13 protein-coding genes are annotated in these 16881 nt (G+C 73.0%); 9 read left to right on the forward strand and 4 right to left on the reverse strand.

Annotation, left to right across the window (positions count from 1 at the left end; genetic code table 11):
• Nucleotides 1–47: 47 nt before the first annotated feature.
• Nucleotides 48–1181: an ABC transporter substrate-binding protein gene (locus AC07FT_RS32570; RefSeq protein ID WP_479179654.1), complete on the forward strand. Its 1134-nt coding sequence runs from the start codon at nt 48–50 to the stop codon at nt 1179–1181.
• 75 nt (nt 1182–1256) lie between these two features.
• Here the strand turns inward: AC07FT_RS32570 and AC07FT_RS32575 are convergent, their stop codons facing one another.
• Together AC07FT_RS32575 and AC07FT_RS32580 are read right to left on the reverse strand one after the other, a co-directional pair.
• Nucleotides 1257–3194 (reverse strand): BREX system ATP-binding domain-containing protein, encoded by a 1938-nt coding sequence (locus tag AC07FT_RS32575; RefSeq protein ID WP_479179656.1) that lies wholly within the window; start codon nt 3192–3194, stop codon nt 1257–1259.
• A gap of 258 nt (nt 3195–3452) precedes the next feature.
• Nucleotides 3453–5147, reverse strand: coding sequence for a DUF885 domain-containing protein (locus tag AC07FT_RS32580; protein WP_479179657.1), 1695 nt, complete (start codon nt 5145–5147; stop codon nt 3453–3455).
• 783 nt (nt 5148–5930) lie between these two features.
• Here AC07FT_RS32580 and AC07FT_RS32585 point away from each other — a divergent pair.
• Entirely contained in the window at nt 5931–7202 is a 1272-nt protein-coding gene (locus tag AC07FT_RS32585) for a helix-turn-helix domain-containing protein (RefSeq protein ID WP_479179658.1), read from the forward strand.
• 14 nt (nt 7203–7216) lie between these two features.
• Here AC07FT_RS32585 and AC07FT_RS32590 read toward each other — a convergent pair whose 3' ends face one another.
• The gene (locus AC07FT_RS32590) at nt 7217–8350 is read right to left on the reverse strand and encodes a nucleotidyltransferase family protein (protein WP_479179659.1); all 1134 of its coding nucleotides are present in this window, start codon (nt 8348–8350) and stop codon (nt 7217–7219) included.
• A gap of 273 nt (nt 8351–8623) precedes the next feature.
• Here AC07FT_RS32590 and AC07FT_RS32595 point away from each other — a divergent pair, with 273 nt between their 5' ends.
• Nucleotides 8624–9481, forward strand: coding sequence for a cupin domain-containing protein (locus tag AC07FT_RS32595; RefSeq protein WP_479179660.1), 858 nt, complete (start codon nt 8624–8626; stop codon nt 9479–9481).
• A gap of 29 nt (nt 9482–9510) precedes the next feature.
• Nucleotides 9511–11760, forward strand: a complete 2250-nt coding sequence (locus tag AC07FT_RS32600) for a hypothetical protein (protein ID WP_479179661.1) — start codon at nt 9511–9513, stop codon at nt 11758–11760.
• Between the two features lie 164 nt (nt 11761–11924).
• On the opposite strand, the gene AC07FT_RS32605 is transcribed toward AC07FT_RS32600, so the two are convergent.
• The gene (locus AC07FT_RS32605; protein ID WP_471206275.1) at nt 11925–12602 is read right to left on the reverse strand and encodes a guanylate kinase; all 678 of its coding nucleotides are present in this window, start codon (nt 12600–12602) and stop codon (nt 11925–11927) included.
• A 287-nt stretch (nt 12603–12889) separates the two neighbouring features.
• On the opposite strand from AC07FT_RS32605, the gene AC07FT_RS32610 reads away from it, so the two are divergent.
• The 5 genes from AC07FT_RS32610 (at nt 12890) to AC07FT_RS32630 (ending at nt 16881) form a co-directional block, all read left to right on the forward strand.
• Entirely contained in the window at nt 12890–13039 is a 150-nt protein-coding gene (locus AC07FT_RS32610; protein WP_479179662.1) for a hypothetical protein, read from the forward strand.
• A 92-nt stretch (nt 13040–13131) separates the two neighbouring features.
• Nucleotides 13132–14322, forward strand: a complete 1191-nt coding sequence (locus tag AC07FT_RS32615; RefSeq protein ID WP_479179663.1) for a M16 family metallopeptidase — start codon at nt 13132–13134, stop codon at nt 14320–14322.
• On the forward strand, nt 14319–15158 hold the full coding sequence (locus AC07FT_RS32620; RefSeq protein ID WP_479179664.1) for a hypothetical protein: 840 nt from the start codon (nt 14319–14321) through the stop codon (nt 15156–15158). The genes AC07FT_RS32615 and AC07FT_RS32620 overlap by 4 nt, the downstream gene beginning before the upstream one ends.
• The gene (locus AC07FT_RS32625) at nt 15155–16117 is read left to right on the forward strand and encodes an ABC transporter ATP-binding protein (RefSeq protein WP_479179666.1); all 963 of its coding nucleotides are present in this window, start codon (nt 15155–15157) and stop codon (nt 16115–16117) included. The genes AC07FT_RS32620 and AC07FT_RS32625 overlap by 4 nt, the downstream gene beginning before the upstream one ends.
• Nucleotides 16114–16881 carry an ABC transporter permease gene (locus tag AC07FT_RS32630; protein WP_479179667.1) on the forward strand — a complete coding sequence of 256 codons (768 nt, stop codon included), beginning with the start codon at nt 16114–16116 and terminating at the stop codon, nt 16879–16881. Before AC07FT_RS32625 ends, AC07FT_RS32630 begins: the two co-directional genes overlap by 4 nt.

The raw sequence follows: 16881 nt of genomic DNA on the forward strand, positions 1-16881 counted from the left end.
CCACCGGTGATAGCGCTCGTTCCTGTATCCCGCCTCCTGGAGCCAATGTGACTTCACCCCGTGCCCGCACCGCGTCCGTCTGCGGCTGCCTCACCCTGCTGGCGGCCCTGAGCTCCTGCGACGAGTCACCGTCCCCCGCGCGCAGGAAGCCCTCGGTGGCCGTCTCCGCGAACGAGATGGGCGGTATGAACGCGCTGATCGCCGCGGCGAAGGACGAGGGCAGGCTCAACGCGATCGCGCTCCCGCGCGACTGGGCCAACTACGGCGGGCTGATCCACGGCTTCGAGAGGAAGTACGGGATCAAGGTCACGGTGGCCCAACCGCAGGGCTCCAGCCAGGACGAGATCGACGCCGTGCGCAAGGGCGGGAAGAGCCCCACCGCTCCCGATGTGCTCGACATGGGGAACACCTTCGCCCGGTCCGCCGCCCGGCAGAACCTCCTCGCGCCCTACAAGGTCGACGCCTACGAGTCGATCCCCATCAGCCAGAAGGACCCCAAGGCCCGCTGGGTCAACAACTACGGCGGCTACATCTCCATCGGCTGTAACGCCAAACGGCTCAAGGTCTGCCCCCGGACCTTCTCCGATCTGCTCAAACCCCGTTACAAGGGCAAGGTCTCCATGGACGGTGACCCCACCCGGGCCGGTACCGGCTTCGCCGCGGTGTTCGCGGCCGCCCTGGCGAACGACGGGTCCTTCGGCAATATCCAGCCCGGTCTCGACTTCTTCGCCACGCTCAAGAAGAAGGGCAACTTCAACCCCGCCGACGCCACCTCGGCCGCGGTCGCCAGTGGTCGGACCCTCATCGGCATCGACTGGGACTACCTCAATCTCGCCTACGCCGAACAGTTCCGCCGCAAGGGCGTGAACTGGCAGGTCGCGATCCCCTTCGACGGCAGTTTCGCCCAGTACTACGCGCTCGCGGTGAACAGGAACGCACCGCATCCGGCGGCCGCCCGCCTGTGGCAGGAGTACCTCTTCAGCCCCGAGGGCGGAAACCTCCGGATCAAGGGCTTCGCCCGCCCGGTGCTGCTGGACGCCATGCGGAAGGACGGCACCCTCGACGAGGCCGCCGCGGCGAAACTGCCGACGGTGGAGGGCACACCGCTGTTCCCCACGGACGCCCAGCTGGAGAAGGCACGCGTGATCGTCGACCGGGGCTGGGCGAAGGCCGTCGGCTGACACCCGCCCGTACGAGAACGGTGGTGGCCCGGCCTCCCCACCGGCCCGGTGGGGAGGCAGATGCGCGCGAGGCTGTCAGCGGCCCCGCTCCGGAGTGCGCCGTCCGCCCGCCGTACGCAGCCGCCCGTGGGACTCCCGGGGACCGGCGTCCCCGCGGCGGGCGAGCGCACCGGCGAGGGACGTCTGTAACAACTGCCGTGATGACGGGGTGAGGGTGCCCAGCACGACCTCACGCACCAGTTCCGGGAAGCGGTAGCTCCCCGTCGCTCCGACGCCGGGACCCTCGTCGCGGACCAGCACCCGGGCGGTGACGGCGTAGTCCACCAGCGGCAGCAGCCGGTCCCAGGCCATGCCGAGCACCTCGGCGAGCAGTTCGACGTCGATCCGGATGCCGTCGGCGGCGGCGTAGGCGAGCATGGTCCGGGCCGGCACACTGAGTTCGGCCAGCCGCGCGTGCACCACACTGCTCACCGCCGCGGGGACCCGCGCCCCCGGTCCGAGGCGCCGCTCGGGCGCCAGCTTCACCAGTTCCTTCAGGGTGAAGGGGTTGCCCTCGCTCCGCCGGTGCAGTGCCGCGGCCTCCCGCGAGGTGACGCGCTCACCGTCCGCCGTGAGCCAGGTGGCCACGTCCGCGACCGACAGCGGCTCCAGCTCCAGCCGGATCGCCCCGTGCCGGGCGAGTTCCGCCAGCAGCCCGCTGGCCATGGGGTCTTCGGCGTGGCGCAGGGCACACACCACGGCGACGGGCGCGTCCCTCAGTAACGCGGCGAGCCGGCGCAGCAGACCGTGGAAGTCCGGCGGCGCCCAGTCCAGGTCGTCGATCACGCACAGGGTGGGCCGCCGGGTCAGCTCCCGCACCAGTGTGGCCAGGTGCTGGTCCACGGGAGGGTCCGCCGGTGCTGGGGCCTCCGGGGCGGACTGCCCCAGTGCCACCAGGAGTTGGGTCAGCGGGCAGACCAGGGAGATCCCGTGGCGCTCGCTGAGCGCCTGGCCGCCGCTGGCCCGCGCCACGGCGAAGCCGTTCTCCTCGGCCAGCGCGGAGAACTCCTCCAGCAGCCGGGTCTTGCCCGATCCCTGCTCCCCGGTGATGACGGCCCATCCGCTGTGCCCCGCGGCCGCCGCCCTCAGCAGCCCGTTGACCCGCGACACCTCCTCCGCCCGGCCCACCAGCCGGCCCCGGGCCGGGGCCCGGCCCTCGGATAAGGACGCCACCGCCCGGGGCGGGCGGGGATCGCCGAGGACCGCGACATCATGGCGCAGGATGGCGGTGTGCAGTTCGCGCATTCCCGGTCCCGGGTCGAGTCCGAGCTCCGCGGCCAGCATGGAGCGGTACCGTTCGAAGCGCCGCAGCGCCTCCACCGGCCGTCCCGCCTTGTACAGCGCGCGCATCAGCAGCACCCAGGACGTCTCGCGCAGCGGGGCGTTGACGACCAGGTCCTCCGCGGCGCCGATGGCACGCGCCACGTCGCCCTCGCCGGTGAGGATCGAGACCCGCAGTTCCTCGGCGTCCTGGCGGGCCCGGTCGAGCCGTGCCGTCTCCCGGATCGCGAAGGCGTACCCGGCCGCCTCACCGAGCGTGCCCCCGCGCCAGAGGCCGAGCGCGGCCTCGATCTCCTCCCGCGCGACGGCCAGGTCCCCGCGCGCCATGGCGGCACGGGCCCGGGTGACGGACTCCTCGAAGCAGGTGGTGTCCAGCGCCTCACGGGGCACCTTCAGGACGTACCCCGTCGGGCCGTTGGCCAGCAGCCGGGACGGGCCGTGCCGTACGGGTTCGAGTACCGAGCGCAGTCTGCTGATGTGCGCCCGCACCGAGGACACGGCACCGGTGGGCTGGGCGCCCTGCCACAGGTCCTGGCAGAGCTGTTCCACGGAGACCGGTCTTCCTCCCTCGATGAGCAGCCGCACCAGGAGCACCCGGCGCTGACGCGGCCCCAGGTCCAGCACGGTGTCACCGCGCTGGACCTCCACGGGACCGAGCAGACCGTAGCGGGTGGGGTGGCCATGAGGGTTCACGGGGATCGTGCACCTCCTGGTGACGCCGTCCAAACCGCTGAGGGGCACCGCGAGTCCAGGCCTCGGGGAAGGAGCCGTGCCAAGGCCGGTGCCGAGAGGTGAGGTGTAGACCATCTTCACATGATCTGCCGTTCATGGTCGGACGGGTCTCCGCGACTTCTTTCACGGCTCGAACGCTGGCAAAACACCTAGAATGCCCGTGATCCGACGAACCTCCGGCACCGGCGGACCTTCAGGGGGCCTTCACAGCCGGGGCGTTCACAGCCGCTCCAGTTCATCCACCAGGTCGTCCAGGCCCAGCGGGCCCTGGGCGAGTGCCGCGGTGTGCCACTCCTTCAGGTCGAACCTCCCGTCCCGTCGCCGTTCGGCCCGTGCCCGGCCCTCCCGCCAGGCGCGTTCCCCGAGTTTGTAGCCGATCGCCTGGCCCGGCAGACCGAGGTACCGGACCAGTTCGCTGTCCAGGAAGTCCCCCGGGCGTCCGACCTGTCCGGCCAGGAACTCAGCGGCCAGTCCGGGAGTCCAGCGCGCCCCGTCATGGCCGGATCCGGCGTCCGCGGGGATACGCGATCCGGTGTGCAGTCCGATGTCCACCACGATCCGGACGGCCCGCATCATCTGGGCGTCCAGATGGCCCAGGCGCAGCGCGGGATCGGTGAAGTGGCCCAGCTCGTCCATCAGCCGCTCGGCGTACATCGCCCACCCCTCGACATCGGCGTTCACCGAGCCCAGCGTGGCCTGGTACAGGGAGAGCCGGTCGGCGAGCAACACCCGTGTGGCGAGCTGCACATGGTGGCCCGGTACGCCCTCGTGGTACCAGGTGCTCACGAGCTCGTGGACCGGGAACCGGTCACGGCCGGCCACCGGGAGCCAGGTGCGCCCCGGCCGGTTGAACCCGAGGGACGGTGGGGTGTAGTAGGGCGCCGCGGCGCCCCCGGCCGGGGCGATCATGGCTTCCACCCTGCGGAGCGGGGCCGGGAGGTCGAAGTGGACACCGTCCAGGGCGGTGATCGTCTCGTCCATGAGGGTCTGCAGCCAGGTGCGCACCGCGTCGGTCCCGTGCACCGCCGTACCGTGGGAGCTCAGATGCGCCAGGGCCGCACGCGGGGTGGCGCCGGGCAGCACCTCCTCGGCCGCATCGCGCATGAGGCCCTCGATACGGCGGATCTCCTCCCAGCCCCAGGCGTAGGTCTCGTCCAGATCGGCGCGGCTGCCGGTCCAGTGACGGACCCACAGCGCGTACCGGTCCCGGCCCACGGTGTCGGGAGCGCTCCGGGCACGGGGCCCGTAGTCGTCGCGCAGCCAGTCACGCAGGTCCACGGCCGCGGCCGCCGCCGCGGCGGCCGCGGTGTCGAGTCCGGGGCGCGGCCGGTCCGGCGCCCGGGAGACGAGGTCCTGGAGCCATCCGCCCCCCTCGGTCCAGCCGGTGAGCTGCCCGATCACCGTGTCGACCTGGGCGGGGCCGCCCCTCATACCCCGCTCCGCGCCGAGCCGCAGGGCGGCGCGGTAGCCCTCCAGGGCAGTGGCGACATAGCGCAGCCGGGTGCCGACGGCGGCCCAGTCGTCGTCGGTCCCGGTCGGCATCTGGGCGAACGCGCCGCGCACCGCCTGTACGGGCGAGGCCACGGCGCCGATCCTGCGCAGCCCCTCCCCCGCGTCGTGCAACGCCAGCCGGGTGGAGACCCGTTCCCGCAGCAGACGCGCACAGCGGCGCTGGGCCGGGTCGTCCCCGGCGCCGCTCTCCGCGAGGTCCAGCTTCCGGAGCGTGGCGCGGTCGAGTTCCGCGGAGCGCTCCAGTCCGTCGGGTGAGTAGTCCGGGAACCCCTCCCGGGAGGTGGGGAGTCCGAACCGCTGGGCGATGAGCGGATCGGCCCTGGCCACGTCGGCCACGTAGCGGTCGGCCACCTCCCGTGGTGTGCGGCCGGTGGCGGGGGTGTGCGGGACGAGGGCGGTCATGTGGTCTGCCGTTCTCCAGATCCTGGGATGGATGTAATACGAATCCACCGACCACGGGCACGCGTTGCCCGGACATGGTCGGCCTTCGCGTTACGGAAATGCTGGTCAGCGCAGGTGAGGCCGTTGTCCCGGCTGACCGTGGGACACGGGACACCGCGGCCGCGGCATGGTGCCGACAAGGGACCTGCAACCCTCTGGCAAGGTGCGTCATTACGCTGAATTGCGGACGTTGAGTCCCCGGGTTCCGGCCCGGCACCACCCCCGCTCTTGGCAAGGAGTGTTCGATGCGAGAGGCACGGCACCGAACACTGCGCGCCGCGCGCCGCAGGCCGCGTTGCCGCTGTGTCAGTGGTCATCCGCGTCGTCCGGAGCGTGTCCGGCGCAAGCCGGGCCGCCTCGTCCGGGCCGCGGGCCTGCCGTGGGCGCGGGATCCTTCGCCGGACGAGGAACGGTTCCGGAAGCCGGTTCCCGGACGGGGCACCCCCCACGGCACCCGTCGCTGACCCTCCCGGCCACGGCCCCCACCACCCCTCCGGCGGGCGTGCGGGCCGTGCGCCGGCCCTTCGCCGGACCGGTGTTCCGGTGCCACGGTGCGCACCGGATCCGGCACCGGCGGAAACGGGCGCCGCCGCCGGGCTCTCCGTGTCCCGGCCGTCCCGGCCCGCCCGTCCTCGACGCGTTCCGCGACGAGCCACGGGGTTTTCCGCACTGCTGGAAGGACGTCGTTCCGACGGTCGGCGGATCACATCGCCGACCGAGACCGCTCGACCAAGGGGAGTTCCCATGACCACTGACTCCGCGGACGCATCGCCCTCCTTCGGCTCCGCACTGCGGTCCCACCGCATGGCCCGGGGGATGTCGCTCGGTGACCTGGCCCGCCTGGTGAACTACAGCAAGAGTCATCTCAGCCGCGTGGAGACGGGGAACAAACAGCCGACCACCGGCCTCGCCCGGCGGTGCGACGAGGTCCTGGACGGCGGAGGGTGCCTCAGCAAGCTGGCCGCCGACCTGCCGGTCCGCGTGGTCCGCAATGCGACGTCGCTGGCGCAACTCCCGCGCGTGGTACCGGATGTGATCGAGCGGGAGGAGCTGGTGAACCGGCTCGACGCCGCACTGGAACTGCTCGGTGATCCCCATGCCGGACGGAGCGCGGTCGTCCTCCTCGACGGTCCCGTCGGCGCGGGCAAGACCACCACGGCGGTCCACTGGGGACACCGCACCGCCCGGCACTTCCCCGACGGCACCCTCTTCGCCGACCTGAACGGTTTCGGCCCGGCGCCGGAAGCCACCTCGCCCTCCACGGTGTTGCGGGGCTTCCTCCAGGCGATGGGCGCGGCCGCCGGCACCCTGCCCGAGGACACCGAGGCGCTGGCCGCCCGCTTCCGCACCGAACTCACCGGGCGGCGGCTGCTGATCGTGCTGGACAACGCGGCCGATGCCGCCCAGATCCGGCCCCTCCTGCCGGCCGAGCCCGGCTGTCTGGTGCTGATCACGAGCCGCAACCGGATGCCCGGACTGGTGGCGCGCGACGGTGTCCGGCGCGTCACCGTACCCCCGATGACCACGGCGGAGGGCCTGCGGCTGGTCGCCTCGCTCACCGAGGACACCTGGGACGAGGAGGCGGCGCGGGGCCTGGTGGAGGCGTGCTGCCACCTCCCCCTGCCGATCCGGGTGGCCGCCAGCGAACACACCTGGCCACCGGTGGAGGCCCCGCACGCGGTCATCGACAACGCCGCGTTGCTCTGCTTCCTGTCCATCTCCGAAGACGACACCACCACCCTGAGCGGGCTGCTCGGCCACTCCTACCGCGCACTGGACGTGGAGGCGGCACGGGCCTTCCGGATCCTGGGCACCGGAGCGTTCGGCGGGTTCACGGTGCGGGAAGCCGCCGGCCTGCTGGGCGCCGGGGCCACCGGGGCCAGGCGGGTGCTGCGGTCCCTGGCCAATGTGCACATGGTGCGGTGCGCGGACGGTGAGTTCTCCTTCGACTCCATCCTGCGGGCCTTCGCCCTGGAATGCGTCCGCTCCGTCGAGACCGGCCGGGACAGTGCGTGACCCGAGCGGAGCGGTCATGTCCGGACCGTCGGCGCCACCGGTCCGCGCGTCCCGCCGGGTATACCGCCCTCGCGCAGCCGGTCCAGTTCCTCCAGGGCTCCGGCGTGCCGCTCGCGCGGCACGACCGCGTCACACACCAGCAGATAGGCACCGACGGGGGTCAGCAGCAGCGCCTCGTCCCCGTACCAGTGCACCCGCGTCGTCTCCAGGCCCCGCAGTTCGTCGGGCGACCCCAGCGCGATGCCGTGCACCGGGCCGCCCGCGGCCAGGGTCTCCCGCACCCCGGTGGGCTCCGGTCCGGGCTCCGTCCCGGCCCGCCGCGCCCGTTCGGCCTCGGCGGCCTCTTCCAGCCGCGGCAGCAGACCGGTGAAGCGGTCCACCGGGAGCAGCTCGGCCGTGTATGTGATCAGCTCCACCAGTTCCGGTGCCAGCAGCATGCGTGCGGCGGCGTCGACGATCTCGTCCCCGGACGGTCCGTCCCCCTGGCCCGCGAGCGCGTAGAGGTCCAGCGCGTCCCGGGGGTGGAACAGCCGCTGGAGCCGTTCCTCCGCCAGACACACCAGCGCGGAGAGCGTGGGGTCGGCGGGTGGCCGCACCCGTACCGGTACGGCGGCGAAGTCACCCAGCAGCCCCGCCGTCGACAGCTCCACCCGGTGCTCCGGGTCGAGCAGCGGCTCCTCCGGCGGCCAGACCAGCGTGACCAGCAGATGGTGTTCCGGTCCCACCACCGTCACCCAGACCCGGTCCGGCTCACCCCGCGCGCTCAACTCCCCCACCGCGCGCCACAGCTGGCGTTCGTCGGGCACGATGAGATCGACGTCGCCCTGGGGGCGCAGCACCCCGGGAGGATAGGCGGCCGCCAGCGCCGGCCCCTTCATCACGGTGTACGGCAGATCACCGGGCAGCTCCGCGACCAGGTTCCGGTAGTGCTCGGCGCGGCGCCGGGCCCTCGCCAGTTCACCCGCGGCCGCCGGGCCCATGGGCTCACCCTCCCGCTGGAGCGCGGACAGTACGAGAAAGGGGAGCGTGTAATGCGCCTGCCGTGCCTTGTAGACCAGACGGCCCGGCCCTTCCTCCTCCGAGACGTCGAAGATGTCGTACAGCGTGCGCACCGTGATATCGGATGCCGATGTGGGTGAGGCGGTCATGAAATCCATCGTGAAAGCGCCCGGTAATGGCGGCAAGTCGTTGTCCGGTGCCCTTCGATGAGGCACCGGGAAGGGAATGACCCCGTGAAATGGGGGCAGTCGAGGCCATCGGAAGAGTTTCCCACCCGTCTTTTCGTTGCCCGTTGCGCAACGAAAGCGGAAACCCCGATCCCCTTGAGCGCCATGGGCGTCGCGATGAGACTTGACCGCCGCGGGACATCCGCCTGTGGCCGTCTCCGGGTCACGGACCGCTCGTGCCCGAAAGGACGGCCCATGCGCACACAGGTGGAAGGCATCGTCTCGGCGATGGGCCTGGCACCGGACGAAGCGGGCGGCTGGTCCGCGCCGGTCGCCCGGAGCGCCCCCGGGGCCTCGTCCGCGCACACCCGGCTGCTCGGTCCCGGCACCCGGCTGCGCTGGCGCCGCGCCACCACGGACACCGTGCTCTTCGCGCACCCCGGGGCCGTGACACAGGTGCATCTGCGCGATGCCGCGCGCGGTACCGCGCTCGCGGTCCTCGGTGACGATCCGGCCGCCGGCCACCTCCCCCAACTCGCCCTTCCGGCACGGGTCAGTCACACCCTGAGCCCCGCCCCCGGCAGCCTCGCCCTGTGGACCGAGACCCCGGCGCGGGGGAACGGCTGGGAGTTCGACGACCGTCCCGGCCCCCCGGCCCTGCGGCCCGTACTCGGGGAAGGTCCGCGTCAGGTCACCGGCGCGGACCCGGATCCGGACCGCCCCGTGCGCACCGGTCCCGCTGGCCGGTTCCCCTCCGGGCTGACCCGGGTCCTCACCCGCCGCGTTCCGGTGCGCCCCCTGCACCGGGCCGCCGCGGACGTCACCTACCTCCTCCACGCCGGCGGGCCGTTCCAACTGGTCGCGCTGTCCCCGGAGGGAACCCTGCACGAGTACCTGCTCGGCCGGGACCCGGGCGCCGGGCAGATCATGGCCGTCACCGTGCCGGGAGGCTGGTGGCGTGCCGCCGGTCTCCCCGCGGGGACGCCCGCGGCGACCACCGGCGAGGCCCACTGCGGCCCCACCGCCATGCCGGGACCGGCCGAGTCCCCCACCGACGTATTGCGCAGATTCCCCCGGCTGGCGGGGCGGCTGCTGCCCTACAGCGCCCGCTGAACCGGTCCACGCGATCCCCGGAAGGCCCGATGAACCCCGTCTCCGACGTCCGTCCGTCCTCCCCCTCCCCGGCCGCCTCCGTGAAGGCGGTCCCCGTGAAGGCCGTCTCCGTGAAGGGGGACATCGACACCGGGCGGCTGGTCTCGCTCCTCGCGGACGCGGGGCACTCCGTCACCGTCACCCGCTCCGGGGAGGGCCCCGTCGCACCGGAGGACGCCGCCGGCACCGCGGTGTTCGACGCGCGCGACCACACCGGTCCCGATCCCACCTGGTGGGCCGCCTCGGAGTTCCTGCGGCGCGCCCGCCGCGTACCGGACGCCGGCGCCTGCGGCTCTCCCGGGCTCGAGGACGTGCTGCGCACCGGCGAATGGAGCCATCCGTCCGCCGGGACGGTCACCCCCGTGCCCGTCGACGGCGTCGTCGTCTTCAAACCCGGTGTCCGCGTACTGTCCGAGACGCTCCGTGCACTCGCCGACCGCCTGGCCGAATGCGGTTACCGGGCCACCCGGGCCCGGCTGCTGTCCGGCTCCCGGATCCGGGACGAGGACCTCGCCTCGCACCACTACCTGCCCCATGTCGATCTCGCGGACCGCGGTGAGCTGTCGGTGCACGAACGGGCGCGGTTCCTGCGGCTGTACGACACCCCCGCGTTCACCGAGCGTTTCGGCGAGCGCGCCGACGCCGTCGCGGTGCTGCCCGCCCGGGCCGTCACCGAGGACCTGGGAGTGCCGCCAGCGCTGCTCGACGAGTGGAGCGAGCGGTCCACCCTGCGGTGGGGTCTGGACAGCGGTGCGCCCGACGGCCCCAACGGGGTCGGCGACTGTCTGTACCTCAATGTCTTCCAGGACCCGGGCCGTCACGGCGGACGTCCCTTCGTGGTGCTCAACCCCCATCTCCCGGGCGTCCTGGCCCAGTTGCGCGACAGTGCCCACCAGGCCCTGGCCATCCTGGTGGAGGCACACTCCCGCACACCGCTGCCCTGGGACCGGATGCGCCGCGAGTTCTGCGGTGTGACCGATCCCGAACGCGCCCTGCCCGGCAGTCTGCGGGGCGACGCCCGGGCCGGGGCCCTGGCGCTGCGCAACGCCGACGGAACGCCGGTGCGTCGCACCAACAACGGTGTCCATCTGAGCAACGGGGCCGTGGAGGCGCTCCAGGACGCCACCACCTGGTTCGGGCTGCGGCCCGGCGACACCACGGCCGGGGGCCGGCTGCGGGAGACCGGGCTCCATCCCGAGCGGGTACTGCGCTCGGCGTTCGTCAGCCTCGCCGGACGCCGCCGGGCCGTCCAGGAGGTGACCGACGGGCTGCGGGCGGAGCACGCGGCGGCGGCGCTCAGGGGCGGTCGGCTGATGGAGCACTGTGACGGCTGGGACGACATGAGGTCCCGTGAACTGGTCGACACCGCCTGGCGATTCACCGTGGGACGGCGCCGGGACCCGGCGGTGGTGGCGGTGTTCCTGCACGGTTCCGCCGGACGCGGGCGCACCTCGACACGGTCCGGCATCGACCTGCTCATCGTCCGCGACACCGCACCGTCCGCCTCGTCCGCACCGTCCGCACCGACGACGGACGCGGGGGCGGACACGGCGACGGCCGAGGGGGTCCCCGTCCGCGTGCGGACCATCGGCATGGCCGACGCCCGCCGCGCCGCCACCGGGGCCCCCGCCGATCCGGCCGCACTGGGCACGGTCGCGGCCCTGGCCGGGGTGGTGCTGTGGGACCGCGGCGGCGTGGGTGAGGAACTGCGCGCGGCAGCCGTACGGCTGCCGGTGCCGGCCGCATTCCGCGAGGCGGAACTGGCCCGGGTGGAAGAGCTGTTGCACACCGCGCCCCAGGACGCGGACGCGCTCCGCGAGGCGTCCTTGCGTCTTGCCGGGCTCGCGCTCGATCTGCATCCGCTGCGCAGGCACCACCGCCGGTGGGCACTCACCGACCTCGACCGCGCCGCCGAGGGCGGACTGCGTGACCTCCTGACGGAGGTGTGGGCGGTCGGCGGAGCCGGTGACACGGAGCTGCGGGAGGCCCGCCGGCTGGTGCGCGATGTCCTCGGGGTCACGATCGGCCACGCCCGCCCCGGCTCCCCGGAGGAGGAGCTGTTCCGCCTCCGGGTCGCCGGGTGGAGCGCGGCGCAGGCCCCCGCGGGCTCCCTGGCGCGCGCCGCACGGCGACGTCTCCTGGACGACCTCGGCGGCGGCCGGCGCCGCGAGATGGCCGCCGCGCTGGCGGAGGCGGGCGAGGAACTGCGGCACCGGGACCGCTCCGAGCACCAGGGCTGAGACCCCGAACCGCCGTCATGGAGGAGCGGGGGGGGGGGGGGGGGGCGGAGGGGGCCCCCCCCCCCCCCACCCCCACCCCCCCCCCCCCCCCCCCCCCCGCCCGCCCCCCCCCCCCCCCCCCCCCCCCCCCCCCCCCCCCCCCCTCCTCCATGGGCCGACGCCGCCTACCCCACCGGCGGATCGTAGTACCGCAGCAGCGTGGGGCGTCTGTGGGCCGCGTACGACGCCAGCAGACCGTGCTGGCGCCGGACACGGGCCTTCTCGGCGAGCCGGATGGCCTGCACCTGGCGCAGGGTGCGCTCGAATTCATCATTGACCACGTGGTATTCGTGCTGGTCGACGAAGTCGAAGTCACGCTCCGCCATACGCCTGCGCAGGACCAGTTCCTCGTCGCTCTCACTGCCCCGCCCGCTGAGCCGGGTCCTCATCTCCGCCACGCTCGGGGCCATCACGAAGATGCCCACCGTATGGGCGGGATAGAGCCGCTTGAGGTTGAGGTACCCCTCCGGCGAGTAGTCGAAGACGAGATCCTGCCCCTTTTCGAGGGCGGCCTCCACCGGCCCCCGCAGCGTCCCGTAGAACTCGTCGAACGAGGGGTGGATCCACTGGGCGAAGGCGCCCTCGTCGATCATGCGGAGGAACGTCTCACGGCTCACATGGTCGTAGAGCCGCTCGGCCGCGCTGCGCGGCTGACGGGTCGTCACCGACCGGGTGTAGCCGATGTCCGGGTCGGAGTCCATGAGCGCCTGGGCCAGCGAGGTCTTGCCCGTGCCGGAGGGGCCGGACAGCACGAACAGGCAGCCCTCCGGGGTGGTGTCGAGCGGAGCGTTGTCGGGATTCACGTTCGGATGCCTTTCTCTCACGCGTCCGGCGGCCACGGTTCGGGAGGGCCGCCGGAACACGTACGGCGACTCCCTCCACGATGTCGCTCCCACTCCACGCGGGCGACAGTTGTCCGTTGCCCGACGGGAAAGGAAATAGCCGGACCGGGCAGGGGGTTCCGCGATACCCGGAAGCGAGTGGAACGCCTTTTTCAGGCACCGCAATCCCCGGGTGTGCCGCATTCCCGCGTTGCGCCGTTGCCCTTGCGAGCGGACACCGGACAACCTCTGGATCCGGGGTGGCCCCCATGGCAGATTTCCACTCGGCGGCAGGAGATCTCCCGGACGCCGAAGAGGAAGGCAACGGGAAGATTCTGCCAACGACTCAGGAAAGGGGATTCGACATGCAGCACGTTAGCGCCATGCGTCCGCGCCTCGACAAGATCAAGAAGCGCTGAATCACGCAGTGAGAGGTGGGCGCCACCGCATCGTCGGTGGCGCCCACCGCCACCCCGTCGCCCGGTCGACACCTCCAGGCAGGACACCACACATGCTCGATCACACCTCGATCTCCTCGGTCGTCGACCCGGGACTGCGCACGGCGGGCATCTGTCTGGCCGTCGATTACGGAGCACGCCACGACCCCGTGGAACACGGCGGTCTGGCGCATGTCCTGGAACACCTGCTGATGGCCAATCCGCTGCGCGGCGCCGAGTCGCTGTGCGAGCGGGTGGAACGCCTCGGCGGCCGGGCGAACGCCGAAACCGGTCTGGAGCAGATGCTCTTCCACGCGCAGGTCCTCGCCGAGGACACCGAGGACGTGCTCGACCTGCTGCTGCGGGCCGTGACCCGTCCCGAACACGACGCCGGTGTGCTGGAGGCCGAGAAGACGGTCGTCCTCCAGGAACTGGCCGCCATGGCCGCGGACCCGGTCGATGTGGTCCAGGACGCCTTCCTCGCCGATCTCTTCCCCGGACATCCCCTGGGACGCCCCGTCGGCGGCACCGCGGCCCAGGTCGGGGCACTCGACCTCACCGCGGTCACCGAAGGACACCGCGAGCGGCTGCTCCCCAGCCGGGCGGCGCTCGTCGTCGTGGCCCCCTTCACCCCCGGGAACCTTCCCGCCGCGGCCGAAGCGGCCACCGGTGCCGCCGCACCGCCGCTCCCCCGGCACGCCGTTCCCCTGGACACCGCTCCCCGGCGCTCCGCGCCGCGCTGGGCGGACGACTTCACATGGGTCGCGGTCGGCGCCCGCTCCGCCGTCACCGGCGCGAGGGAGCGGCACCGCTTCCAGATCCTGGCCGAACTCTTCGGCGGCAGTCCGTCCTCCCCGCTGTACCGCCTGCTGCGCGGCGAGAAGGGTCTGGCCTACTCCTTCCAGGCGTGGGACCGCAGTTACACCGAATCGGGCGCCTGGCGCGTCCTGGTCGGCGCCGACACCGGCAAGGGCGAGGCCGTCATCGAGGCGGTCACCCGGGCGCTGGAGGAGATGGCGACACACGGTCCCTCCGACGTCGATCTCGACGCCGCCCGCCGGCAGGCCCGCAGCGCCCTGCTGTTCGGGCAGGAGAACGCGCTGGACCACGCCCGCCTGCTGGCCCGGCACCGCGTCGCCGACCCGGCCTGGACCGTGGAGACGGCGGAGGCCGCCCTGCGGTCCGTGACCGCCGGACAGGTCGCCGGGGCGGCCCGTCAGGTGCTCGACGGCCTGGTCGTCACCATCCGTCCGGAGCGCTCATGACCGTCAGTCCCGCGTATCTCGACGGCGCCGAGGAGGCGGGACTGCTCTCCCGTCACCAGGGCCTGCCCTTCGTCGCGGGCGGCTACGACGAACCCGTCACCGGTGAGCGTCAGTTCCTCGTCACCCACTGCGACCCGGAACTGATCCGGCGGCCCGGGTGGTGGTCCGAACTCGTCCGGCTGGCGCGCGGCGCCGACCCCGCCGCCGAGGCGATCGTGCTGCGGGTCCCGGGGGACATCTCGCCCCCGGCGCCCTGGCGGCGGCTCATCACCTATCTGCGCCACGAGGGCCGGGTGGAAGGCGGCCCGACGGCGGCGGACGACACCCCGGTCTCGGTCCTGCCCGCCACGGCGGAGCACCGGCCGCTGATCGCGCGGTGGCTCGCCACCGCCCTCACGGCCGCGGCCGACGCCCACGGCAGCCCCGGCCGGTCCGCCCCGCCCGACGTCGTCGACTCGCTGCTGGACGCGCCGGGGCGCGCCAGTTACGTGGTGGTCGACGAGGACACCGTGATCGGCCACGCCACACTGATGGACGACGCCTATGACGATGTGACGGGCCGTCATACCGTGGAACTCTTCGACATCCTCGTCGAGGCCGGGGACGGACTCAGGCGCCGGGCCACCACGGCGCTGACCGCCGTGGCGGCCGCCCATGCCGCCGACCGTGACCTGCCGCTGCTGGGCAACGTCGTCCACTCCCCGACCCTCACCTCCGACCCCGGGGAGCGGGTCGTCTCCACCCTCACCGCCCGCGGCTGGCTGACCGACCATGTGCTCTGGCGGCTCGCGCTGCCGCCCGAGCCCACCGGAACCGCGGATGGGGCGGGGCGATGACCGCCGCCGTCCACACCCGCGGACTCACCCGCGCCTACGCGGGCCGCAAGACCGACCGCGGCCGGGACCACCTCGCCCTCGACTCCTTCGACCTGCGCGTCGAGGAGGGCGAGGTACACGGCCTGCTCGGGCCGAACGGAGCCGGCAAGACCACTCTGTGCCGCATCCTGAGCACCGTCCTGCTGCCCACCGGCGGCACGGCGGAGGTCCTGGGACACGACGTACGGACCGAGGCGGACGTGGTCCGCCGCACCGTGGGCATCGTCTTCGGCGGCGAACGCGGTCTGTACGGACGGCTCACCCCCCGGCAGAACCTGCGCTTCTGGGGCGCCCTGTACGGCCTCGGCGGGAAGGAACTGCGCCGCCGCACCGACGCCCTCCTGGAGCGCACCGGGCTCAGCGGCCGCGCCGACGACCGGGTCGACACCATGTCCCGGGGGATGAAACAGCGGGTGCACATCGCCCGCGGACTGATCACCGACCCGCCCGTGCTCATCCTGGACGAACCCACCAACGGTATGGACCCGGTGGCCGCCCATGACTTCCGCGCCATGATCACCGAGCTGCGCACCGACGGCCGCACCGTCCTGCTGACCACCCATGACATGGGAGAGGCCGAGGCGCTCTGCGACCGTGTCACCCTCGTCGACCGCGGACGCGTCATCGCCACCGAGACCACCGACTCCGTCGGCGCGCTCCTGGCCCGGCACGACCGGATCGACGCCACGGACGTCCCGCCCGAGGTGGTCACCGCCCTGCGCGCCCTGCCCGGCACCGAGTCGGTGACGCCGCTGGGCGGCGATTCGATCCGCGTCGTCACGGCCGACGCGGACACCGTGGGCGAGGTCCTGCGCCTCCTCGTGGCCTCCGGTGTCACCCGCGTGACCACCGCGCCGCCCGGTCTGGAAGAGGTCTACCTCGGTCTCATCGGCCGGCAGGGCATGCGGGTGAGGCCATGAGGCTGTTCCTCAACGGGTTCCTCTTCCAGCTGCGGCTGTCCCGGCGGTCACCCGACACCTTCCTGGTCTGTGTGACCGCGCCGCTGCTCACCACCGTCTTCCTCAGTATCAACGCCTACACCGGACGCCATGAACTGACCTCGTACGCGGTCGTCGCACCCACCCTGATGTCCCTGTGGGCGCTGGCGCTCTCGGTGGCCGGCAGCGCGCTGACCGAGGACCGCGATCTGGGCACGCTGGAGGGGCAGATCGCGGCCCCGGCCCCGATGGCCCTGACCTTCCTGGGCCGGATGTGCTCGGTGGTCGTCGTCGGCAGCATGGCCTTCGCCGAGACCTGGCTGGTCGCCGGAGCGCTCTTCGGCCGCTGGATCGCCCTGCCCCACCCGGTCGTCGGGGTGGCGTGCCTGCTGGCCACCGCCCTGGCGACGGCCGGTACGGCGGGCCTGCTGTCACCCCTGTTCGTGCTGACCCCCTCCGCGCGGACCCTGCAGAACACGCTCACGTTCCCCTTCTACCTGCTCGGCGGGGTGCTGGTACCCGTCAGCGTGCTGCCGCAGTGGCTCAGGCCCGCCTCCTGCGCGGTGTTCCTGTCGTGGAGCGCCGACCTGCTGCGCGACAGCCTCGCCACCGATCCCGTCTCCCGTCCCGCCCTGCGCCTGCTGGCCGTACTAGCCCTCGGGGCGGCCGGATACGGCACGGGCATGCTGCTGCTGCACCGGGTGGTCCTGCGCGTGCGCCGCACCGGGACCCTGACCCGGACGTGA

The sequence above is a fragment of the Streptomyces sp. NPDC045899 genome (genome assembly GCF_056431485.1).